Below are 20,129 nucleotides of genomic sequence, written 5' to 3' on the forward strand. Positions count from 1 at the left end.
GATCCACATCCACACAGGTCGCAGATTCGGGCTGATCTATTATTTCTATTTTGACTGTTTACTGGTATTATAACATATATCTAACCACTATAAAACTTTTATAGAACTGTATGCTTACCGCCGGAATTGTAGGATTACCTAATGTCGGAAAATCTACTCTTTTTAATGCCCTAGTTGCTAATGCTAAAGCCCAGGCTGCTAATTTTCCCTTTTGTACCATTGAACCTAATGTCGGGGTCGTCGCGGTTCCTGATGAACGTTTACAGGTATTAGCTAAAATTTCTAATTCCGAACAAATTGTCCCTACCAGAATTGAATTTGTTGATATCGCTGGACTCGTGCAAGGTGCTAGTCAAGGGGAGGGATTGGGTAATCAGTTTCTCTCCCATATTCGGGAGGTAGATGCGATCGTTCAGGTCGTCCGCTGCTTTGAAAATGATGATATTATTCATGTGTCCGGTTCCGTCGATCCGGTGCGGGATATTGAAATTATTAATCTGGAATTGGCTTTAGCTGATTTGTCTCAGGTAGAACGTCGCATAGAACGCACCCGCAAACAAGCCCGCACTAGCAAAGAAGCTCAGTTAGAATTGGGTGCTTTAGAGAAAATTGCCGCCGTCTTAAACGAGGGAAAATCTTCCCGTTTGGTCGATTTATCCGAAGAAGAAGCCGAGGCGATTAAGGGCTTGGGTTTATTGACCAGAAAGCCGATTATTTATGCTGCTAATGTGTCCGAAGATGATTTGGCTACCGGTAACGAATGGGTGGAAAAAGTGAGAGCGATCGCTTCCCAAGAAAATGCCCAAGTTGTGATTATATCCGCTCAAGTAGAATCAGAACTTGTAGAACTTTCCGACTCCGAAAAGCAGGACTTTTTGGAATCTCTGGGAGTGAAAGAAGGCGGTTTAAAATCCCTAATTGCGGCTACCTATAAACTCTTAGGACTGCGAACATTTTTGACCACCGGACCCAAAGAAACTCGCGCCTGGACTATCCATGAGGGAATGTCCGCACCCCAAGCCGCCGGAGTCATTCACTCTGATTTTGAAAGGGGTTTTATCCGCGCCGAAACTGTAGCTTATCAAGACTTAGTTACTCATGGGTCTATGAATGCGGCTAAGGATAAAGGCTTAGTCCGCAGTGAAGGTAAGGAATATATCGTCCAAGAGGGGGATGTCATGTTGTTCCGATTTAATGTTTAATAGAGTTGGCGGGAGATTTCTTTAAGGGGTGACGTAGAATTACTCAACTCAAGGCTTGCGGGTCATAGCTGATTAATTAGTAACACATCTCATCAAGAAATCCTCCGACCATACAACTTAATACTGAGGTCTAAATTATGGATTTAATCATTGCTTGGTTGGTGACTGCGGTCAGCTTATTTTTAATTGCTCAACTCAGCCAATTTACCGGGGTAGAAATTGAAGACTTTAAAAAAGCCTTAATATCCTCCGCTGTTTTCGGGTTATTAAATCTTTTAGTCCGACCAGTTTTAGGGCTGTTTACTTTACCTCTGTCTGTGGTTTTTTCGAGTTTCATTCTCACCTTATTGCTGAATATGGTGATTTTTGGACTAGCGGCTTGGCTGGTGAGTGGCTTCTATCTCCGTTGGGGGATTTTGAGTGCTTTAATTGGTGCTTTGGCTTTGAGTTTCATTAACTCTATTTTATACGAAGTTCTCGGAAATCTAGGGATTTAAAGAGATAGGTCAACTGAAAAATTAGTGGCTATATGGGAATGGCTTACCCCTTATAGCCATTAATTAGGATGGTTAGTGAGGCGATTTCGGTTGAGTTTTGAGAATCGCACTTTTCAGGAGTTCTTTATTAATTGTTGTGGGTGTAGCCGCCGCAGAATTAGCGCCAGGACGCGCCGTAGCGGCTGGGAAATGGGGAGTTTCGGTAAAATTCCAATGATTGAGAATGTCCAATTGTGCGTCAACAATGGGATCATATTTTTCGTACCAACTAGCGATCGCCGTTGATAAAGTTTCGATATCATCTGGTAAAGGTTCAATTAAAGTCAGCAATTCTTGACATTTAGCATCAGTGAACAATTTAGGCTGAGTTTTCAGAAGTTTAATAAACGCTTCTAGGTTTTGCTTATAGAAAGACATAGCAGTTAGTTAAGATTTTCTGAAATTTAGGATAATACTTATCCTACTAATATACCATAAAATAGCCATTCTACAAGTCATCAATAATTGTATTATGTTAGCGAGAGTTTGGAGTGCGTCCGTAGTTGGTATTGATGCGGTAAAAGTCGGAGTTGAGGTAGATCTTTCGGGAGGACTCCCCAAAATCATTGTTTTAGGTTTACCTGATACAGCGGTTCAGGAGTCGCGGGAAAGGGTGAAAGCCACCCTAAAAAATGCTGGTTATAGTTTCCCCATGGGAAATATAGTAATTAACCTAACTCCGGCGGACTTGCGGAAGGAAGGACCTTGTTTTGACCTCCCGATAAGTATTGGTATTTTAGCAGCTTCCGAACAGATAAAAGCCGATTTATTGGGAGATTTTCTGTTTTTAGGGGAAGTATCCTTAGATGGAAGTTTGCGTCCGGTAGCGGGGGTATTACCTATCGCCGCCGAAGCGGAAAATATGGGAATTACTGGCTTAGTAGTTCCCGAAGACAACGCTAGGGAGGCGGCGGTAGTTCAGGGGGTTTCGGTGTATGGTTTTAAGTCGATTTTCGAGGTAGTAGATTTTCTGAATTATCCGGAAAATTATCAGCCCCTCAAGTTAGATAGTTCGCGGATTTTAGCTACCCCAAAATCCACTAATTTAGACCTAAAAGATGTTAAAGGACAATCCCACGCCCGCCGCGCCTTAGAAATAGCTGCCACCGGGGGTCATAACCTCATTTTTGTAGGTCCGCCAGGTAGTGGTAAAACCATGTTAGCCAGACGTTTACCAGGTATTTTACCGCCGTTAAACTTTGAAGAAGCCCTAGAAGTTACCCGCATTCATTCCGTAGCGGGACTGTTAAAAAATCGGGGAACTTTAGTGAGCGATCGCCCCTTTCGTAGCCCCCACCATTCCGCCTCTGGACCCTCTTTAGTGGGTGGTGGAAGTTATCCCAAACCGGGGGAGATTTCTTTAGCCCATCGCGGCATTTTGTTCCTCGATGAATTAACGGAATTTCGCCGGAATGTTTTAGAGTTTTTAAGACAACCCCTAGAGGATGGATTTGTCACCGTCACCCGCACCCGTTTATCAGTCGTTTTCCCCTCCCAATTCACCTTAATTGCGAGTACAAATCCCTGTCCTTGTGGATATTATGGCGACCCCATACAAGCCTGTACCTGTTCTCCTCGTCAACGGGAACAATATTGGGCAAAACTATCAGGTCCTCTGATGGATAGGATTGATTTGCAAGTAGCAGTAAACCGACTAAAGCCGGAAGAAATTACCCGCCATTCCAACGCGGAATCATCAGAAACTGTACTAGAAAGAGTCCAAAAAGGACGGGAAAGGGCTTATCATCGATTCCAAGATGAACCCCATTTACAGTGTAATGCAGAGATGCAAAGTCGCCAAATTCAGCGGTGGTGTCAACCGGACGACGCAGGTTGTCAACTTCTCGAAGCAGCTATCCGCCGTCTAGGACTGTCTGCGCGGGGAAGCGATCGCGTTTTGAAAGTAGCCAGGACGATCGCCGACCTAGCGGGAGAGGACAACATCAAACCTAACCATATTGGCGAGGCTATTCAATATCGCACATTAGATAGAATGCAGTAGAATAGATAATAGATCTCCACTGTGGTATCAACCTATGAGTATTAAGAAAAAACCGAAAATTCCTAAATCCAGAAAAATCGCTAATTTACTCTTAATTCTAGCCGGGTTGATTTTAATTGGCAATTGGTTAGTGCCGCAAATTACTCGACCCAGAATTCCCAAAGTTCCCTATAGTTTGTTTATCCAACAAATTGAAAGGGGGGAGGTTAAAGCGGTGTTGCTGGGAGATAATGAAATTCGCTATCAACTGCGATCGGAAGGAGACGAACCCCCCCGAATTTTAGCGACTACTCCAGTTTTTGACCCGGAACTTCCCAGACGTTTACAAGCGCAAGGAATAGATTTCGGTGCGCCGCCACCTCCCCAAAATGCCTGGTTTAATGTCTTGTTAAATTGGGTGGTTCCGCCATTGATTTTAGTGGCGGCTTTTCAATTTTTTATGAAACGAGACCCCCAAGGTGCTTTATCAATTAGCAAAAGTAAAGCGAAGGTATATGTGGAGGGAGAGTCGGAAAAAATTACCTTTAATGATATTGCGGGAGTTGAGGAAGCCAAAGCTGAACTAGCGGAGGTGGTAGACTTCCTCAAAAATCCCCAAAGATTTCTCGAAATTGGCGCGAGAATTCCCAAGGGTTTATTATTAGTAGGACCGCCAGGGACTGGTAAAACTCTGATGGCGAAAGCAGTGGCTGGAGAGGCGGGAGTCCCGTTTTTTAGCATTTCGGCTTCGGAATTTGTGGAGTTATTTGTAGGGACTGGGGCGGCGCGAGTTAGGGATTTATTTGAACAGGCAAAAACGAAGGCACCTTGTATTATTTTTATTGACGAATTAGATGCGATCGGCAAATCCAGAAGCGGCGGGGGTGGCGGTTTTCAAAGTGGTAGCAGTGATGAAAGAGAACAAACCCTTAACCAATTATTGACGGAAATGGATGGGTTTGCAGCGGGGGCGGAAACGGTGATTGTGTTAGCTGCTACTAACCGCCCAGAGGCTTTAGATGCGGCTTTATTACGTCCGGGAAGGTTTGACCGTCAAGTGTTGGTTGATCGTCCTGACTTAGCAGGTAGAAAAGCGATTTTAGATATCTACGCGAAACGGGTTAAATTAGCCTCTGATGTGGATATGCAAGCGATCGCTACTCGTACTCCTGGTTTTGGGGGTGCAGACCTAGCCAATTTAGTGAATGAGGCGGCTTTGTTGGCGGCGAGAAGGCATCGGAAACTGGTCGGACAAGAAGAGTTTTATGAAGCCATAGAAAGGGTGGTTGCTGGGCTGGAAAAACGCAGCCGGGTTTTAAGTGAGAAAGAAAAGAAAATTGTCGCTTATCACGAAGTCGGACACGCGATAGTTGGGGCGTTAATGCCGGGGGGTGGAAAGGTGGCTAAAATTTCGATTGTTCCCCGTGGTTTAAGTGCTTTAGGCTATACATTAAAAATGCCGACTGAGGATAGATTTTTAATGGATGAAACGGAATTTCGGGAACAAATTGCCACTTTATTAGGGGGGAGGGCTGCGGAAAAAATTGTTTTTGAAAGGGTGACTAATGGGGCTTCTGATGACCTGCGCCGCGCTACTAATTTGGCGGAAAAAATGGTGACTACTTACGGTATGAGTCAAGTCCTAGGTCCTTTGGCTTATGAGGAAGGGGGAAAACCTAACTTTTTGGGAATGGGTGATGGTAATAGACGACGTTCTATTAGTGAAAAAACAGCGGAGGCTATTGATGCAGAAGTTCGGGAAATTGTGGAAAATGCTTATCAACAAGCCTTGGATATTCTGGAATTTAACCGAGATTTATTAGATACGATATCCCTAAAAGTTTTGGAAACTGAGGTTATCGAAGGGGAGGAATTACAAGGGCTTTTAGATGCTGTGAAAAATCCCGCCATTGACAGTTAGACGGTCAGCCTAGTTAACCATTCTCAGGGGTGCATGAAAGCGATCGCCTACATAATTAAGTTGTTGCTGTAGTTTGGTGTTATCATCTTTATAGCGGGTTATGGGCGGCTGAAATTGCCAGGACTCTGATTCTTGGGCGAGGGCTTCTGCTAACTGCCAACGGTGAAAAAATGTCCGCCCAGATAACCGCCCAATGGCACGAATTTGGTCGGAATTGAGATAGCTTGTATTCAGGTTTTTAATTTGGAAAGGGTCGATATATATTAGGTGAATTTGGGCGAGGGAAAGCAGTTGTTTTTCCTGTTCTTTATCTAGGGTCATGCGCGCCCTAACTTCATCTCGAAAATTGACCCCGCCGCTAATAGTGCGATCGCTGATATCTTGTAGGGGTTCGGTAGGTATTCCCACCTGTTCCAATTTGTTTAAAACTGTTTGGGATAGCTGATATTCTACACTTTGATAGACGGGTTGATTAAAGACATTTTGTAAAATAAATAGCATAACTAGACTAATAATGGCTGCTATAATAGGGGTGGAAACCCAGCCGGAAGCAATACCCAATAAAACACGCCAGCGAATTTGGCGGGCGCTTTTAATACCCTTCAAAAGTCCAATGCCAATAACCCCCCCAACGACGGCTTGAGAACTAGAAACGGGAATGAGGGGAATAGTCGGTAAGCCGGCATTAGCTAAGAGGCTTTCTAACCCAGTGGAGGAAAATATATATAATACTAAAGAATGGGCGACAACGACGACAAACGCGGCGACGGGAGAGAGAGGCATTAAGCTATTACCAACGGTCATCATTACCCGTTTTGAGTAAGTGTAAACACCAATAGCGATCGCAATTCCCCCCATTAAAAACAGTTGTTGAACTGAGGAAATACTCACGGACCCAATATTAAAGTTAGTGAAGGGTGAAGAAGACACAAACACCCCCATAACATTACCAATATTATTAGCGCCGAGGGCATAGGAACCGAAAGCGCCTGCTAAAATTAACCCAGCGCGGGTATAAAGATCTAACCGCAGCAAATGCAGTCTCAGACGGTCGAGAATAGCTATTACCACCAAATAAAGACCGGCGGCGAAAATAGCGCCCAAGATGGGGCAAGCAACCCAGGTTCCGAGAATTTTTATGAGGGTATCGGTATCTGTTATGGAACCACTAAATTGATTCCAGCCAATAATAGCACCGACAACGGCTTGGGTGGTGGAAACAGGTAAACCAATTTTGGTCATCCAGAAGACGGTTAAAGCAGCAGCAAAAGCAGCAGTAAAAGCACCAGCAATGGTATTAACAGCGCCTAATTCTCCGAGTCCAGCAGCGGCACCAGCCCCCCCCACTACTGCGCCGATAATTACGAATATACTACAGATAAAGGCTGCTGTACTAAACTTTACCATGCGACTACCAACGGCAGTCCCGAAGACATTGGCGGCATCATTTGCGCCCAAAGACCAGCCTAGAAATAAGCCACTGGATAGAAAAATTAAAATTGCGATCGCGTCCATGTTTACCTGATTTATGACTGGCTTACCATAGGAAATTTAACTAAATTTTCCCGGAAATAGGAGATAATTAAGCAGTTTTAGAGGACTCGCTTAATCGCATAAATTGATAACTCATCCCCAGCATCTTCAGCAGCATCAGCGAGACGGTCAATCAAATCAACTCCGTCGCGTAACTGCATTTTACGTTCCAAAGGGAGTTGAGAATTAAAGATATTTGTTTTGAGTCTAATAGCAATGCGATCGCTTTCTGTTTCATAGACTCGGACGCGATAAAGATGATCGCGAACCGCATCAGGATGACGGAAAAAAGCCCGCGCCGCAATGACAACAGTTTCCACACTTTTAACCACCATTCCCGTCAATTCTTTAAAGTCTTGATCATAGTCTTCTGGAATATCTGGATGTTCAATAATAATACTTTGATAGCTGTCGCCAAACAAATCAATTAAATAGTATAAATCCTCCAACAAACTTAAAACATCACCCCGGGAGTCAGGAATCAACATTTCCGTATATAGTTGGGATTCAATCGCCCGCCTAAGTTCATTGCATCGCCTCTTTAAATCCCGCAATTGCTGCATTTTATTCTCACAGCTTGCCGTCACATATTGAGAATCTAAATAAGCGGAAATTCCCATCTCAAAATATAGACATCCTTCAGATATCTTATCCAGAAACTCATCTATTTGACCTTCGATAAATTTAGTTTTACCAAACAAAGGCGGAATGTCTTTTTTCATAATATTTCTACCCATAAAACGCCAAGATTAACCGCCCCCAATAATCTCACTAGGGGCGGGCGATCGATACAAATTTTAACTCTGACCAGTAACAATCCCTCATTTTATCATCAATTGAAATACCATAACTAAAAAACCCGGTTTCTGTGAGAGTTTGTGTATCTTCACCAAGTTGAGTAGGTTGGGTGGAGTCACCAAACCTAACACCACTATCTCTGATTAATCTTGGGTTTCACCCAACCTACCCAATTTCTGGGTTTCACCCAACCCAACAAATAAATTCATGTTGGGTTTCACCCAACCTACCCAATTTCTGGGTTTCACCCAACCCAACAAATAAATTCATGTTGGGTTTCACCCAACCTACCCAATTTCTGGGTTTCACCCAACCCAACAAATAAATTCATGTTGGGTTTCACCCAACCTACCCAATTTCTGGGTTTCACCCAACCCAACAAATAAATTCATGTTGGGTTTCACCCAACCTACCCAATTTCTGGGTTTCACCCAACCCAACAAATAAATTCATGTTGGGTTTCACCCAACCTACCCAATTTCTGGGTTTCACTTTCGACGCAACCATAATGTGAAGTTGCCCGATGCGATTATTGCAGCAACTGGGAAGGTTGATGGGTTACGCTTGCTAACGTTGGCTCGGCAATTACAGGCTAAATTTAGCACTGACTTACCTTAATGGGTGGACTATGGTCAGGAAAAGAAACTGGGTTTCTACAACAGCGCATTTCTGCCAAGATTTATTAAAGAAACCCGGTTTCTCCATAAATAGCCTAAGGGGTAGTGTTAGGGGCGACGAGAATTTAATTACCTAATAATTAGCCGAAAAATCCGCCCCGTAACGCCAGCCTAGGAAATTAAATTTTTCACATATTGTTTAATCACTGGTTGTAGGGTGAAACCGGATGATTTGTTCAGGAAATTTCGTCGGTTTAAAGATTGTATCGCTTTCAGAAAATCGGCATCTGATAAAAGTTCGGGTGGTTTCTGGCTGATATCTACCGCTTTTTCTTGGTTAGCTAACCACCCCATGAGGATTTTCTCGACTTCGGACAACCGTTGATAATGTGGTTTGATGAGAGTTTCTAGACTTCCTAAATATAGAGTAGGATAGGATAGGAATTTTTGGACACTACCGTTAAATAGTTCTAGGATATCAGTGGCGATTATACTTAACCATAAAGGGTTGCCATTGTACAGTTCAATCAGCTTTGACCATTCAGGTTTATCTTTGAGTTTTCTAGCGGTGAGGAGTTGGCTGGCTGATTTCCCTAACCCGGCAATTTGTAGAGTTTTGCCGTAGTTTTCTTCAGCTTCCATGGTGGCGATTTCTAGGGGTTGTTCCCAACCGAGTAGCAACAGACAACTTTGATGAGAGCATCTGCCAATTTCATGGAGGAGATGACTATAGTTTTGGTATTCTGGGCGATAATTGCCGACTAATTCTCCAGGGTTTAAGGTTTCTTGAAAGTCGTCGAGGATGATTAAACAACGATGGTTTCTGAGATGGTCTAAAAAAGAGTTACGAGAGTTTAAATAGTTGATGAGTGATTGATTTTGGATGGGGGAAGTTGGGGCGATAAATTCGATGATATGGCTTTGCAGAGCGTTGAAGGTGGGGAATTTGCGATGACTGCGCCACAGGATGCGATCGAAGTCGTCTTTAATCTCTTCCACCAGTTGTCTAGCCAGGGCAGTTTTACCGATACCGGAGAGTCCAGTGAGGGTGATAATCCGGCTTTGTTCGGTCAGGATCCATTGTTTGAGGGTCGCCAGTTCGTCGGTGCGGTTGTAGAAGCGGAGGTTGTCAGGGGCTTGGCTGAGGTCGTGGCGAGGTTCTGATTGGGTTTTGGGGGTAGAGGGCGATCGTCTTTTCGGGTTTTTTAAGTTTTTGTATAAATCGTTACAGACATTTATGTTATTACCAATATGGACTGAATCCTCGTAATAAGAGAATATTTTATTTTCGATAAGCGATCGCACGTTCTTTTTTCTAACATCTTCCCCCAACAGATCCGACAGGAGTTTCCATAATTCCGATGCCGACTTTCTCACATGATCGCTCGTACAGTGGTATTCTTCAGAGATATCCTTATATCCCTTACCTTCCCATACACCCTCCAAAATAGCGCGTTGCAGCGAGTCCAGACGCTTCCCAGTTCGTTCAAAAATCAACTCATCGGTCCACTGCAAAGCGTCTTGAATCTCCATAGCTGCTAAAGGGGGTTGTGGTTTTGTTGGCTCTGGCCCCTCATTATCCCACATTTTCCCCCTTTTTGCAACAAAATCCTACATTATCCCATTTTGGTGTTTGTAAATACCTCAGAAATCCCCCCCTAAATCCCATTTTTATGGGGTTGACTAACTAGAAATCAGTTGACAGAATAAGAGACATGAATAAATCCTCTCCTGACTGACTTAATTAGGATTGGTTTTATGCGTTGGTGACAACGGCGAATAAAGGGGTGTTATCCCGCACGTGCGGGATAACACCCATAATATCGGAGTTAGACGCCAATGCTTGACAACACCCTCCAGGGTGAGCTATTTTGCAGTTGCGGTCTAATAAATAGTTAGGAGTTATGAACAGGGAACAAGATAAAATTGTCACAGATAGAGAAATTGCTAAGCGTATACACATTGAAGGAGTATGTCCCGATATTGTAATCGGTGTTGGACCTAGCCGGAGTGGCACAACACTATATGCTAGAATATTTTCAGAGTTAGGGATACCGACATGGTACCAGCCGTTTAAAGCAATATTGAGGGGATTTTTGCACAACAATAATGTCTGTCTTCATATTACTAATGAAAAACAAATCTTTATCAAGGAAACACTTGGGGCATATATTAAAGACGAAGCCTTGTTTAATCCAATTAAAATATTGATGCACGCTGGAGTTCCAAAAGAAAAAATTCACTTAGTCCCCATTATTCGTGAACCGTTCTCTACAGCTTCTTCAATAATTGAAAATTTCGCCAGCTTTAGTGAACGTGAAGATTTAATTGATATTTGTATTTTGTGCTACGAGTCTATTTATAATACAAGGATGTATGCTGAAGCAATAAGGATCAAGACAACCACTTTTGCATATGAAGCTTGGCGTGATAATGATCCCATCATTGTTGTTCAAAAGCTTTTTGAGAGGTTGGGAATTAAATTTCTACCTGAAGGTTTGTTAGGCTGGAAAAGCCTGTCGTCCATAGAGGATGGACTTTCAAATATGTTTTGGTTATATGAACCGAAGCATTACTACCATACAGACTTCTTTAAAAAAATCAAAAGTTCCACAAGCATAGGCTATAGCTTCAGATCAACTGAAAACATCAAATACTATCTTTCTCCAGAAGGAATTGAAAAGATGAAACAAAGTCAGTCATTGCAAATCTATGAGACACTTCGTGAAATATCTTCACAGGATTTAAGCATCACAATCAAGCCGACTACCATAGATTGGGACTCTTGAAGACATTATGACACACTATATAAGAGAATTACCAGCTAAACATTTGGAATTCCAAATGTTTGTCTTTGATGAATTGAGCAATGATTTGATCAATAGGGGTAAGGATGTCATTAAGCTAACTATCGGGATATCTGAGTTACCCTTATCTGATCGGATCACTAATGTTTTATCAGAAGCCATTTTTGATCATACAAAAACTCACGCTGTTTATCCCGAAGGAATTCCCGAATTAAGAGAAGCGATTGCTAATTATTACAATACTCAGTTCAATTCAAAAATAAACTCCAATAATATTTTCATCAATGTTGGGACAAGTGCGATTTTTAGAAATCTGTTTCAACTATTTAGTCACTCGGGATTAGAAGTTTTACTTCCGAGTCCTTACTATTGCCTTTATTTGCTTAGCGCAACTCTAGCAGATGCTACAATTAAATATTATGATATTGATTTAGAAACTGGAAAAATCAATCTTGATAGTTTTAAGAAAGCGTTTAATCCTAATAAAACATCAGTCATAGTTATAAATAATCCTGGAAATCCTCTTGGAAATGTAATCCCCAAAGAGGATATCATTAAAATAAATGAGTTTGTCAGAGGAAGTGCTTACATAGTTCACGATGAAATATATAGCAATGTGGCATTTTACGCTAAGCATGAATCTCCATTGTCTTACTTAGATGAATATCAGGATTGTCATATCTTCACAAATTCATTTTCTAAGGGATTTCGGATGTATACCAAGAGAGTCGGTTATGCGATTGTTCCCTCAAAACTAATTATGCCTATGCGGATTGTCCAGCAACATACGTTATTGACATGTGACCCTGTGAATCAGTATGGGGCGGTTGAGGCATTAAAGGATTTAAGTGGCCCAAATGAGCTTATGAAGATCTACCGGGATCGTGCAGAGTATTCGTATGAAACATTGAAAGGAACGGGGTGTAATCCGATTAGATCTCACGGAGGGTTTTATATCGTATTGGATTGCAAGAAATGGATTAGAAAAAATGATTTGCAATCCTCTATTCGTTTGGCCAAGGATATTTTAGAGAATACTCACGTGGCTACTGTTCCTGGCGCAGATTTCGGCATTCCTGACGGATTGCGTTTAAGTTTCTGCAATAAAAGATACAACGAAGCAATTGATCGCCTTAAGATGTATTTTTCAAAGGGCATTGATAGAGAATGATACATACTATGAAATTGGTCGTTGTTTCAGGCTTGCCATGCACAGGAAAAAGTTCTATCGCCGAAGCATTAGCCACAACATATTCTATACCTCTTTTTACAAAAGACTGGATAGAAGCGACTTTGCGACATATTGCGCTAGGCGAAAAGGCGTTAGATAATAGTGTAGAAACTATAAGCGAGGATGGTTATGAAGTTATGTCAATGCTAGCTATGCGACAATTGGAAATGGGGCAGTCGGTTATTCTTGAAGGTGTTGTCCAAAAAGAACCACTTCGACAAAGATGGCGAAAATTGTCAATAGACTATGATGCTCATTGGCATGTCATTGAATGTATTTGTTCTAATGAGATATTGCATAAACAACGTGTCTTAAATCGTCATCGGAATATTCCATGTTGGCATGAAGTAACTTGGGAAAGAGTAGAGTCGTTTAAAAGAATATATTCGCCATGGAAGGAAAGACGCCTAATTTTGGATTCAGTAAAACCTTTAAAGGAAAATATAAGAATGGCATGTTCGTTTATTGGAGACGACCCGGCAATTAGAACATAATAGTTGTCAATGAAATATTGATTTTATCCCGAAAAAGAAGTATCGTATGGCTTAAGTTCAGATTCGCAAAGCACTTCAACCTGGAACTCCTAAGAGGATGTCTGAAAAGTCGGGCATTAGGCTAAACGTCTCAACAAAAGGCGAATCGAGGCCAGATAAATCCAAGCCTCAGCGCTCTCGGGGGAATACTCATAATCTCGATTTAAGCGGCGACACCAAGTTAACCAACCAAAAGTCCGTTCGACGACCCAACGCTTGGGCAAGAGAACAAATCCATGACACTCTTGTGGACGCAACACCGATTCGAGAACCCAGCGAAAGGTGGCTATCACCCAAGCGAACAAGTTTTCGCCCTTATAGCTCCCATCAACATAGATAACAATCAATCGTTCGAGGTTGACCTGAAACTCCCGGGCCGCGAGCAACAGCTTTTGTAATCCCGCCCCTTCCGAGACGTTAGCCGCCGTCACGACGGCGACTACCATCAATCCGAGGGTATCGACAAGGAGATGGCGTTTGCGTCCTCGAACCTTCTTGCCGCCGTCATAGCCAACTTCCTTGGAAACCATCGTGCCAGTTTTGACCGACTGACTATCGATGACCCCAGCACTTGGGGAAGGAGGACGGTCACACTCGACGGCTCGAACCCATTGCCGCAACCGTTCATGGATTTGTTGCCAGATGCCTTCGTTTCGCCATTGTCGAAAGTAGTGGTAGACGGTCTTCCATTTGGGAAAGTCGTGGGGTAGTAAGCGCCAAGCCCCTCCCGAACTGAGAACGTAGAGGATAGCATCAATGACCCTCCGTACATTGACGGTTCTGGGACGACCTCCCGGACGGGCCTTTGGTAGTAAGGGTTCTAAGATTTCCCATTGAGCCTCGCTGAGGTCTGTAGGATAAGATGGAGTCATGGCTAGTGAGGGTCTGTTTTTGTTGATACTTGACAGGTTACACCCTTGCTAGCTTTTCTGGTTTTCTATACCCCCACCCTTTTCAGACATCCTCTCATAACTGCAACGGCTGCAACCCTTTCACTGGTCGGTGTTGCCGGAGAGGCGATCGCATCGCCACTCTACCTAACTCCGGGCGAAACTAGCACAGTTCGAGGGTCATACGAGGTCTCAGGATCTAGGCAATATAACGCGCTTATTGAATGGAGATTTGATGATCTCTACTGGGGTGCGTTGCAGTTTGTAGAGGACTCATTATTTGAAGAATCCAGCGACGGTAAGCAGTACAGCATTACCAATGATGCTATCTCCCGCATTGGTATCCGAGAAAATGCAAGGATTAGTTATCGTCCCCTGTCGGCTCGATACACTCCTGGCGGAGAAACGACAGCCGGGATTGTTGACTGGTCACTTGGGAGAACTCTCAGCATGGAGGTTGGGGTGCGAACTTTGGATATAGACGCTTTGTTTGAATGGGTCAAGCAAGACTATCTGGGCTTGGGCTATTCAACGATAACTTCTATCCAAGATATGCACAATCTGTATCTAGGAGAAGTGCGAACCAGTTTCACTGTTGCGGGACACGGTTCATCTGGCAGTCGAGACCTGTATCTGGATTTATCAAATTACAATCCGTCCAGGGATGACAACTCGCAAAGCGTCCCCGAACCCACCAGTGCGATCGCACTTTTGGTACTGGGGATAGTGGGTCTGACTTCCCTGAGGAAAAACCGTCAGCCAGCCTAGTACTGTGCGGGGTACATTTCGGCGCGGGTTCCCCTCATCCCCCGGCTTCCCTTCTGCCAAAACAGGAGAAGGGGAGTTTGATGTGAAATCTCTATTTACATCCTCTCCCAGTAGTTCCGAGAGAAGTTTCGATTGGTGGGATGCTGATTTCCTAACGCGATCGCTCCTATAGTGGCATTGCTCAGCAATATCCTGATATCCCTTGTGTTCCCAGACCCCCTCCAAAATAGCGCGTTGCAAGGAGTCCAGACGCTTCCCAGTTCTGGCAAAAATCAATTAATCAGTTCACTGCAAGGCTTCTTGAATTTCCATAGCTGCTACAGGGGGTTGTGGTTTTGTATACTTTTGTGTACTTCACCCCCATTATCCCACTTTTTCCTACTTTTTCCCACAAAGTCCCCCATTGTCACACTTTTTTACTTTTAATTCTTTCATAAATACCCCCCTAAATCTCACTTTTATGGGGTTGATGTAAGGAGTAAAAAATTCTATGATAGGGAACAGATTCAAGACAACATTTAATCTTTCGTAAGGAGAATCAATTATGTCTATGGTGACAACTGCAACAAAAGCGGTTCAAGATCCAAAAGTGCAAGCAATGATTAAAGAACTCGCTGACTATGGTTTAGGTGTTTGTATGCCCCATATGCACGATGCAAATGCAGAGGAAGAATTTTCTCCACTTCCAAAAGGCATAATATCTTATGAGTCTAACCTACAGGTTTCGTTTGTAGAGGCATCCAAAGCATCAGATGCAGAACCAGTCGCATGGGCATGGGACTCTGAATCTGAATCTGTAGTAGTAGTTGGTGCTTGTGGACGTGGTGGACACACCTAATGGGTGCAACTTTCTATTTCAAAATTTAGAAACTTGAGTCTTGGAGTCAGCATTTGGCTCTAAGACTTTTTATTTTCCATGTAAAATACAGCATAAAATACTAGACAATGATTATTCTGGGTTTACACTTTGGTCATGATGCTTCCGTAACTGTTATTCAAGACGGAGTGATTCTTGTGACTCTTGTTGCAGAGAGACATGAGAGAGTAAAACATAGTATTTCTCTTCATCCAAATCTTGTCTTAAAGGCTATTGAACAAGCAAATGTAAATATCAGCCAAATAGATTATTGTGCAATCACATCGACTCAATATTATGAAATCATTCTTTTAGACCCAAGTATATTAGATATAAGTCTACAATATTTGCCAGATTACAAATTAGAATCAACTATTGCAGATCGACTGGAGTCCCTTGAAGTAAATCCAGATGATGCTTTTGGAGAAATAATTTTGTCTGAAATATTTTCCTCGGATTCTAGCAAAAATTATCAAAAAGAAAAATATCCCTACATTAGTGGAAAACCAAGGCACGAATTTAAAGAATCTTTTCCCTATGCAAAAGGAAAACTTAGGTCTGACTTAAAGGTTATTAAATGGCTGAACTATTACACACTTCAGAAAGAATGGCTGGGAAAAGATTTTACGTTTAATAAAATACAAAATATTAATTTTGATTCTTTTGTAAATAGTAAGAAAGCCTTGCTTGGCTTTCACTATCCTGTTACAGTCACTTTGCTGGGTCGTACTATTCCAAGTTACTTTATAAATCATCATGCTTCTCATGCAGCAGCAACGTATTTTCAATCTGATTATAATGAGGCTGCAATATTAACTCACGACGGTTTACATAAAGAGCAAAGTGGGATGTTTTGGTTGGGTATTAATGAACAAATATTTCCACTTACTCCACATTTTATGGAGATTGGAATGCTATACCGTTGTGCAAGTATGTCATTATCTTTAGGTTGGGCAAGTGGACCCGGCAAAATGATGGGCCTTGCACCCTATGGTAAACCCACATTTTTTACCCAAGAGTTTGTCGGAAACTATTTTGATTACTTACCATTAAGAAAGAAAAGCCAAGTAGTTGATTGGCTAAATCACTGTCTATTTCAAGCTACAAAGATTGGTTATGATCTTAGTAAATTGGCTCAAAATGATTCCCCTACTGCCCCTATAAATGCGGATATTGCAGCAAGTACACAAAAACTTTGTGAAGAGACAATTTTAAAAGCTTGTGATACGGTAAAGAAAATATTAGATAATCTTGCAATTCATACACCAAATATCTGTATGTCAGGTGGAGTAATGCTTAACTGTCCAGCTAACACAAGGGTATGGAAAGAAAGCAATTTTTCTAATGTTTTTGTGGAGCCAGCTTGTGATGATAGTGGTTTATCAGTCGGTGCAGCATTATGGCTTTATCATAACTTGCTAAACGGCAAGCGGTCCAATAGTAATAGCTCAAATAAAAGCAGTTTTTTCCCTTATTTAGGTGAAAAAATTTCTGGCAAAAAAATGCTTACAGTTTTAGAAAGTTTTGCGAATAAAATTGATTATTACTTTTTAACAGATTCGGCAAAAATGGCGGCATTTGACATTAGCCAAAATAAGATTATAGGTTGGTTTGAAGGGCGAAGCGAACTTGGCCCTAGAGCCTTGGGTCATCGTTCAATACTTGCAAATCCACGTTACAAAGAAAATTGGGATAGGGTTAATCGGATTAAAGAACGTGAAAACTGGAGACCTCTTGCACCATCTGTGCTTGTATCTGAAGCCTCATTTTGGTTTAGTGAAGTACCATTACCATCCCCATATATGCTTTTTACTGCTCGGGTTATTTCTCCTGATATTCCAGCAGTTACTCATGTTAATAATACGGCAAGAATACAAACGGTCGATAAAAGTTGTGGAGAATTTTATAAATTACTGGTATATTTAAAGGAAATAAATGATTGCCCTGTAGTTTTGAACAGTTCTTTAAATGGTCGAGGAGAACCGATTGTAGAAACTCCATTTGATGCAATTAATTTTTTCTTGAATTCTGGTTTAGATGCCCTTTATTTAAATGGTTTTTGTATAACGAAAAAACTTTAGCACTAAGCCCGATTTTCAAAGCCGACGACTTATAATAGAGGAAAAGTGATGGAGTGTAGTAGATTGGGTGAAACGCAGTGAAACCCAACCTACCAAGTTTAGAGCGATCGCCCAAGTTTGTGGATGCCATATCGCTTACTCTCAGAAACCGGGCTTCTACCCGAATTTCTGCATTATCACAGAAATTTTGCCATAAACCCGGTTTCTCAGGTCCAATTACCATCAATCAGAACCCTCGTAGGTTGGTATGATAAAATTAATCAGTTGAAGCGATTTTAGGAAAGTTAAAGCTATGACCACTAAACAACCTCGCTACAGTAAAGAGGAATTCGCTCGTCTTGGGGATGAAATTTATGAATATAAGGTTCGCCCACAAATAGAGGCAGGTAATGAGGGCAAGATTGTGGCGATTGATTTAGAAACTGGAGATTTTGAAGTCGATGCTAGTGAAATTGCCGCCTGCGATCGCCTTGAAGCCACTCACCCTGATGCTCAAATCTGGATTGTGCGAATCGGTTCGGGCTATGTCCGTCGCTTCGGGGGACGAACGAAGAGAAATGATTACCGGAATCGTTAATAGAGATTTTGAAACGATTATTCCCCATATTCACACCCTGCCAACTTATCACCAGAGTCGATGAATGGAATAGGCATCAAAAGCCAAATCGCGACTAATCAAAACCAAGCGATTATTCATGGCTTGTGCTACCAAAATCCGATCAAACGGATCGCGATGATGGAGGGGTAAGCTCAGGTAGAACTCCGTATCAGCGAATGTAATGGGCAGAACGCCTATTTTTAGTTGTTGTAGCACTTCCTCTAATTCTGAGAATGATTTCTGTAACCTAAGTTTGCCTAAACCCAATTTAATTGAAATTTCCCATAAACTGGCAATACTTACCGAGAGATTATTATTGGCATCTTCCAGAATTTCGGTGGCTCTATCACTTAAATTTTCACTGTTTTGCAAGTACCACAGTAAAGTATGGGTATCCAGTAGGCAATTCATCTTACATATAATCCTTTAAATCTTCCAGAGGTTCATCAAAATCATCAGACATCCAGATTTGACCCTGCCAAATCCCCAGTCCGCCTCGCGGGGTTGCTTTGGCGGTTTGAGCAGCGTCTGCCGCATATCGGTTCACCAAAAATTCTGTATAGTCCAAAACTGACTGCTTTACAGATTCTGGGAGTTTTTCCACATTTTTTAAAATCGCATTTTCTATCATTTTTTTACTTGAAAATCTGCCTCTCTATGAATCAATTAACTCTCATATCTGGCTTTTCCAGACGCCGAGATTTGATGTGGGGCAGTCCAGCCGGGGGTTTTATGGAAGCCCAACCAATGGACTATAGCTAGTGATTTTTACCCACTTAATCCTAGTTTTCTTGTTGTCAAGATAACACATCCCGGCCATCAATGTCAGCAACATGGACTTTCGTTTAGTTCAAAATTTGAAGACCTCCGCAAAAAGGAAGCAGAAAGCGGCTGAGAATTTGTCCGTTTGTCGCACAAACCCGGTTTAAAAACCCGTTGGAGTGGACGAGATTTTGATGGTGAAGTCCAGAAAAACAAGCCCAGTTAGGAGCGATAGTTAGGAGCGATCGCCTTTAATCTTCCCTTACAACCCCACCACTCGTGTTTCAGCTTGTCTGAAAGACTTGGGTTTTACTACGATTTCCACATCCCGACCCAACGCATTTAAAAAACGAAACAACCGAGTCGTGGAAAAACCCGATAGCTTGCCATTCACTAATGCCGCCACTTTAGGCTGGTCAATTCCCAACATTTCTGCCGCCTCAGTTTGAGTCATATTTTGGGCGGCGATAATACCGCTAATTCTCCGGGCAAGTTCTGCCTTGACCAGTAATTCATCAGAATTTTCTAACTCTAAATCGGCGAATACATTGCCACTTCCTGCTTGTACTTTAATCGGGTGATTCATATTTTTACTGCTGATTGATGTAATGTTCGGAGTAATGTTCTTTGGCACGCTTAAGCCTTCCCTCGATTAGCTCAATATCCTGCTTAGGCGTGGCAATCCCTTTTTTTGACTTCTTCTGAAAAGCGTGGAGGACATAGACCACCCCCGCTAACTTTAAAGTGTAAACGGCTCGATAAGTGTCTCCGTCAAAATCTTCGACAACTTCAAGCACCCCAGCCCCCTTAAAGCCTTTGAGTGGTTTCGCAGACGGGTGCTTTTCACCACATTGAGCCAGATATAGCGCATAACCAACACCTTGCCGAACCTCCTCCGGGAACTCCTTTAAATCCTCAAGAGAACTGCCAACCCACTCAACTGGTTTTAGTAATTCACTCATACCTCAATTATGCTACTTTTGGCAGATCATGTCAATCCCTGAATCCTGCTATA

Annotated in this window: 21 protein-coding genes and 1 pseudogene; 12 read left to right on the forward strand and 10 right to left on the reverse strand. The window is 42.3% G+C overall.

The window, feature by feature from the left end; translation table 11 throughout:
• Window positions 1-110: 110 nt before the first annotated feature.
• Window positions 111-1,202 carry a redox-regulated ATPase YchF gene (gene ychF, locus NLZ44_RS16335; RefSeq protein ID WP_493750482.1) on the forward strand — a complete coding sequence of 364 codons (1,092 nt, stop codon included), beginning with the start codon at window positions 111-113 and terminating at the stop codon, window positions 1,200-1,202.
• Between the two features lie 137 nt (window positions 1,203-1,339).
• A complete protein-coding gene (locus NLZ44_RS16340; protein ID WP_369299182.1) occupies window positions 1,340-1,699 on the forward strand; it encodes a phage holin family protein in 360 nt (119 codons plus the stop codon).
• Window positions 1,700-1,771: 72 nt separating this feature from the next.
• On the opposite strand, the gene NLZ44_RS16345 is transcribed toward NLZ44_RS16340, so the two are convergent.
• Window positions 1,772-2,116 carry a hypothetical protein gene (locus NLZ44_RS16345; RefSeq protein WP_008052902.1) on the reverse strand — a complete coding sequence of 115 codons (345 nt, stop codon included), beginning with the start codon at window positions 2,114-2,116 and terminating at the stop codon, window positions 1,772-1,774.
• Window positions 2,117-2,210: 94 nt separating this feature from the next.
• Here NLZ44_RS16345 and NLZ44_RS16350 point away from each other — a divergent pair, with 94 nt between their 5' ends.
• Together NLZ44_RS16350 and ftsH are read left to right on the forward strand one after the other, a co-directional pair.
• Window positions 2,211-3,740 (forward strand): YifB family Mg chelatase-like AAA ATPase, encoded by a 1,530-nt coding sequence (locus NLZ44_RS16350; protein ID WP_493750483.1) that lies wholly within the window; start codon window positions 2,211-2,213, stop codon window positions 3,738-3,740.
• Window positions 3,741-3,774: 34 nt separating this feature from the next.
• Window positions 3,775-5,640 carry an ATP-dependent zinc metalloprotease FtsH gene (ftsH, locus tag NLZ44_RS16355; protein WP_493750484.1) on the forward strand — a complete coding sequence of 622 codons (1,866 nt, stop codon included), beginning with the start codon at window positions 3,775-3,777 and terminating at the stop codon, window positions 5,638-5,640.
• Window positions 5,641-5,649: 9 nt separating this feature from the next.
• Here ftsH and NLZ44_RS16360 read toward each other — a convergent pair whose 3' ends face one another.
• From NLZ44_RS16360 to NLZ44_RS16370, 3 genes are all read right to left on the reverse strand, one after another.
• Window positions 5,650-7,155, reverse strand: a complete 1,506-nt coding sequence (locus NLZ44_RS16360) for an inorganic phosphate transporter (protein WP_008056022.1) — start codon at window positions 7,153-7,155, stop codon at window positions 5,650-5,652.
• Window positions 7,156-7,232: 77 nt separating this feature from the next.
• Entirely contained in the window at window positions 7,233-7,895 is a 663-nt protein-coding gene (locus tag NLZ44_RS16365) for a DUF47 domain-containing protein (RefSeq protein ID WP_008056024.1), read from the reverse strand.
• Between the two features lie 864 nt (window positions 7,896-8,759).
• Entirely contained in the window at window positions 8,760-10,121 is a 1,362-nt protein-coding gene (locus NLZ44_RS16370; protein ID WP_493750485.1) for a helix-turn-helix domain-containing protein, read from the reverse strand.
• Between the two features lie 371 nt (window positions 10,122-10,492).
• Here NLZ44_RS16370 and NLZ44_RS16375 point away from each other — a divergent pair, with 371 nt between their 5' ends.
• From NLZ44_RS16375 to NLZ44_RS16385, 3 genes are read left to right on the forward strand one after another with little or no spacing between them, the layout of a single operon-like run.
• On the forward strand, window positions 10,493-11,377 hold the full coding sequence (locus NLZ44_RS16375; RefSeq protein ID WP_493750486.1) for a hypothetical protein: 885 nt from the start codon (window positions 10,493-10,495) through the stop codon (window positions 11,375-11,377).
• A 7-nt stretch (window positions 11,378-11,384) separates the two neighbouring features.
• Window positions 11,385-12,566 carry a pyridoxal phosphate-dependent aminotransferase gene (locus tag NLZ44_RS16380; protein WP_493750487.1) on the forward strand — a complete coding sequence of 394 codons (1,182 nt, stop codon included), beginning with the start codon at window positions 11,385-11,387 and terminating at the stop codon, window positions 12,564-12,566.
• A gap of 8 nt (window positions 12,567-12,574) precedes the next feature.
• Window positions 12,575-13,120 carry a P-loop nucleotide/nucleoside kinase family protein gene (locus tag NLZ44_RS16385; RefSeq protein WP_493750488.1) on the forward strand — a complete coding sequence of 182 codons (546 nt, stop codon included), beginning with the start codon at window positions 12,575-12,577 and terminating at the stop codon, window positions 13,118-13,120.
• Between the two features lie 116 nt (window positions 13,121-13,236).
• On the opposite strand, the gene NLZ44_RS16390 is transcribed toward NLZ44_RS16385, so the two are convergent.
• On the reverse strand, window positions 13,237-14,031 hold the full coding sequence (locus tag NLZ44_RS16390; RefSeq protein ID WP_493750489.1) for an IS5 family transposase: 795 nt from the start codon (window positions 14,029-14,031) through the stop codon (window positions 13,237-13,239).
• Between the two features lie 45 nt (window positions 14,032-14,076).
• Between NLZ44_RS16390 and NLZ44_RS16395 the strand changes: the two genes are divergently transcribed.
• A complete protein-coding gene (locus NLZ44_RS16395) occupies window positions 14,077-14,817 on the forward strand; it encodes a PEP-CTERM sorting domain-containing protein (protein ID WP_493750490.1) in 741 nt (246 codons plus the stop codon).
• A 150-nt stretch (window positions 14,818-14,967) separates the two neighbouring features.
• Here NLZ44_RS16395 and NLZ44_RS16400 read toward each other — a convergent pair.
• Window positions 14,968-15,093, reverse strand: a pseudogene (locus NLZ44_RS16400) (helix-turn-helix domain-containing protein); the annotation flags it as partial.
• A gap of 268 nt (window positions 15,094-15,361) precedes the next feature.
• Between NLZ44_RS16400 and NLZ44_RS16405 the strand changes: the two are divergent.
• The 4 genes from NLZ44_RS16405 to NLZ44_RS16420 all read left to right on the forward strand — a co-directional run bounded on the left by NLZ44_RS16405 (window position 15,362) and on the right by NLZ44_RS16420 (window position 18,331).
• Window positions 15,362-15,655, forward strand: a complete 294-nt coding sequence (locus NLZ44_RS16405) for a hypothetical protein (protein WP_493750491.1) — start codon at window positions 15,362-15,364, stop codon at window positions 15,653-15,655.
• Window positions 15,656-15,762: 107 nt separating this feature from the next.
• Complete coding sequence (locus NLZ44_RS16410; protein ID WP_493750492.1) at window positions 15,763-17,754, forward strand: carbamoyltransferase C-terminal domain-containing protein; 1,992 nt, start codon at window positions 15,763-15,765, stop codon at window positions 17,752-17,754.
• A 67-nt stretch (window positions 17,755-17,821) separates the two neighbouring features.
• Window positions 17,822-17,950 (forward strand): hypothetical protein, encoded by a 129-nt coding sequence (locus NLZ44_RS16415; RefSeq protein ID WP_493750493.1) that lies wholly within the window; start codon window positions 17,822-17,824, stop codon window positions 17,948-17,950.
• Between the two features lie 96 nt (window positions 17,951-18,046).
• Window positions 18,047-18,331, forward strand: a complete 285-nt coding sequence (locus tag NLZ44_RS16420; RefSeq protein ID WP_493750494.1) for a hypothetical protein — start codon at window positions 18,047-18,049, stop codon at window positions 18,329-18,331.
• Between the two features lie 48 nt (window positions 18,332-18,379).
• Here the strand turns inward: NLZ44_RS16420 and NLZ44_RS16425 are convergent, their stop codons facing one another.
• The 4 genes from NLZ44_RS16425 to NLZ44_RS16440 all read right to left on the reverse strand — a co-directional run bounded on the left by NLZ44_RS16425 (window position 18,380) and on the right by NLZ44_RS16440 (window position 20,076).
• The gene (locus NLZ44_RS16425) at window positions 18,380-18,763 is read right to left on the reverse strand and encodes a type II toxin-antitoxin system VapC family toxin (RefSeq protein WP_493750495.1); all 384 of its coding nucleotides are present in this window, start codon (window positions 18,761-18,763) and stop codon (window positions 18,380-18,382) included.
• 1 nt (window position 18,764) lies between these two features.
• Window positions 18,765-18,983, reverse strand: coding sequence for a type II toxin-antitoxin system VapB family antitoxin (gene vapB / locus NLZ44_RS16430; RefSeq protein ID WP_111890892.1), 219 nt, complete (start codon window positions 18,981-18,983; stop codon window positions 18,765-18,767).
• 393 nt (window positions 18,984-19,376) lie between these two features.
• A complete protein-coding gene (locus NLZ44_RS16435; protein ID WP_006622772.1) occupies window positions 19,377-19,700 on the reverse strand; it encodes a helix-turn-helix domain-containing protein in 324 nt (107 codons plus the stop codon).
• 4 nt (window positions 19,701-19,704) lie between these two features.
• On the reverse strand, window positions 19,705-20,076 hold the full coding sequence (locus NLZ44_RS16440) for a type II toxin-antitoxin system RelE/ParE family toxin (RefSeq protein ID WP_006622773.1): 372 nt from the start codon (window positions 20,074-20,076) through the stop codon (window positions 19,705-19,707).
• Window positions 20,077-20,129 lie beyond the last annotated feature (53 nt).

It is taken from the genome of Arthrospira sp. PCC 9901, from assembly GCF_059013425.1.

What these genes read in the sequence shown, in the direction of transcription:
- NLZ44_RS16385 (WP_493750488.1), top strand. Translation starts at nt 12,575, where the DNA reads ATGAAATTGGTCGTTGTTTCAGGCTTGCCATGCACAGGAAAAAGTTCT.
- vapB (WP_111890892.1), bottom strand. Translation starts at nt 18,983, where the DNA reads ATGATAGAAAATGCGATTTTAAAAAATGTGGAAAAACTCCCAGAATCT.
- NLZ44_RS16365 (WP_008056024.1), bottom strand. Translation starts at nt 7,895, where the DNA reads ATGAAAAAAGACATTCCGCCTTTGTTTGGTAAAACTAAATTTATCGAA.
- NLZ44_RS16350 (WP_493750483.1), top strand. Translation starts at nt 2,211, where the DNA reads ATGTTAGCGAGAGTTTGGAGTGCGTCCGTAGTTGGTATTGATGCGGTA.
- NLZ44_RS16345 (WP_008052902.1), bottom strand. Translation starts at nt 2,116, where the DNA reads ATGTCTTTCTATAAGCAAAACCTAGAAGCGTTTATTAAACTTCTGAAA.
- NLZ44_RS16370 (WP_493750485.1), bottom strand. Translation starts at nt 10,121, where the DNA reads ATGGAGATTCAAGACGCTTTGCAGTGGACCGATGAGTTGATTTTTGAA.
- NLZ44_RS16425 (WP_493750495.1), bottom strand. Translation starts at nt 18,763, where the DNA reads ATGAATTGCCTACTGGATACCCATACTTTACTGTGGTACTTGCAAAAC.
- NLZ44_RS16420 (WP_493750494.1), top strand. Translation starts at nt 18,047, where the DNA reads ATGACCACTAAACAACCTCGCTACAGTAAAGAGGAATTCGCTCGTCTT.
- ftsH (WP_493750484.1), top strand. Translation starts at nt 3,775, where the DNA reads ATGAGTATTAAGAAAAAACCGAAAATTCCTAAATCCAGAAAAATCGCT.
- NLZ44_RS16435 (WP_006622772.1), bottom strand. Translation starts at nt 19,700, where the DNA reads ATGAATCACCCGATTAAAGTACAAGCAGGAAGTGGCAATGTATTCGCC.
- NLZ44_RS16340 (WP_369299182.1), top strand. Translation starts at nt 1,340, where the DNA reads ATGGATTTAATCATTGCTTGGTTGGTGACTGCGGTCAGCTTATTTTTA.
- NLZ44_RS16440 (WP_006622773.1), bottom strand. Translation starts at nt 20,076, where the DNA reads ATGAGTGAATTACTAAAACCAGTTGAGTGGGTTGGCAGTTCTCTTGAG.
- ychF (WP_493750482.1), top strand. Translation starts at nt 111, where the DNA reads ATGCTTACCGCCGGAATTGTAGGATTACCTAATGTCGGAAAATCTACT.
- NLZ44_RS16360 (WP_008056022.1), bottom strand. Translation starts at nt 7,155, where the DNA reads ATGGACGCGATCGCAATTTTAATTTTTCTATCCAGTGGCTTATTTCTA.
- NLZ44_RS16380 (WP_493750487.1), top strand. Translation starts at nt 11,385, where the DNA reads ATGACACACTATATAAGAGAATTACCAGCTAAACATTTGGAATTCCAA.
- NLZ44_RS16410 (WP_493750492.1), top strand. Translation starts at nt 15,763, where the DNA reads ATGATTATTCTGGGTTTACACTTTGGTCATGATGCTTCCGTAACTGTT.
- NLZ44_RS16390 (WP_493750489.1), bottom strand. Translation starts at nt 14,031, where the DNA reads ATGACTCCATCTTATCCTACAGACCTCAGCGAGGCTCAATGGGAAATC.
- NLZ44_RS16405 (WP_493750491.1), top strand. Translation starts at nt 15,362, where the DNA reads ATGTCTATGGTGACAACTGCAACAAAAGCGGTTCAAGATCCAAAAGTG.
- NLZ44_RS16375 (WP_493750486.1), top strand. Translation starts at nt 10,493, where the DNA reads ATGAACAGGGAACAAGATAAAATTGTCACAGATAGAGAAATTGCTAAG.